1 protein-coding gene is annotated in these 1,032 nt (G+C 26.5%); it reads left to right on the forward strand.

Annotation, left to right across the window (positions count from 1 at the left end; all coding sequences use genetic code 4):
• The coding region (locus tag C6B38_RS04985; protein WP_105298872.1) for a hypothetical protein at positions 1 to 920 on the forward strand (920 nt) is incomplete at its 5' end.
• Positions 921 to 1,032: the final 112 nt, after the last annotated feature.

The following is a 1,032-nucleotide window of genomic DNA, read 5'->3' on the forward strand; positions in this document are numbered from 1 at the left end:
TTTGAGATAATCCGTTATCGGTAATTATTGGTAAGTTAGGAACTGGTAAAACATTTTGAGATAATCCGTTATCGGTAATTATTGGTAAGTTAGGAACTGGTAAAACATTACTTTTAACTTATTTGTCGCAAACTATGAAATTATTGACAGATGAAATTTATAGTAATTATCCGTTAGAAGATGATAAAGTTAAAGTTTTAACATTTAAAAATTTAGATTTTACCGATAGAACAAAACTGGTTCCCCCAGATGATAGTGTTATTTTATTTGATGAAAGTTATTTATATATTGACGGAACTAGTCCTCATGATGAGAAAAAAGTTCATAGTGGTAAAATACCGTGAATTGTTTTAGCGAGACATTTTGGACATCGTGCGTTGTTTACTGCTCAGCGTGAGGGTATGATTTGAAATAATATTCGCCAGTTAGCAAGTGGAATTATTATTCCAATTTCATTGAAAAAGCCGATTATAAAATTAATTCGTTGTAAAAAATTTAATTTTTTTAATCGTTTCTTTATTATACGAATTGGGATTTTCCAAAAAAGATTTAATTTTTTTAATCGTTTCTTTATTATACGAATTGGGATTTTCCAAGATATAACGGATTATGAAATTTGAAAAACAAAATCAGTAGAACGAAGAGCAGAAGGTAAACGAGCAAAACATAAGTTGGATATTGGCTTAGGAATTCGGTTTTTTAAAATAATTATTCCCCTTGAATTCGCTAATAAGTATGATAGTCAATGGTTAAAATTTGTGCGTGATTTAAAGAATGATGAAATTGTTAATAAAAAAGAATATTATTGGTCAGAAATCACAAAATTAAGCGTTAAAGAACGATTGGAGTTATTTGATATTGATATTTTGAAAAAGAATTTAAAACCTAAAAAAGAGAAAGGAAATAGTAAAGATGATTAATTTATTAGTTGAAAATAATAATAGTAATTGAGACAATATTTTTAGTTTTGTTTTTGATATATTTTTGTTTATTTTTGATGTAATTTGAAATACAAAATTACCGATGACAAAT

It is taken from the genome of Spiroplasma sp. ChiS (genome assembly GCF_002968355.1).
GTDB lineage: Bacteria > Bacillota_I > Bacilli_A > Mycoplasmatales > Mycoplasmataceae > Spiroplasma > Spiroplasma citri.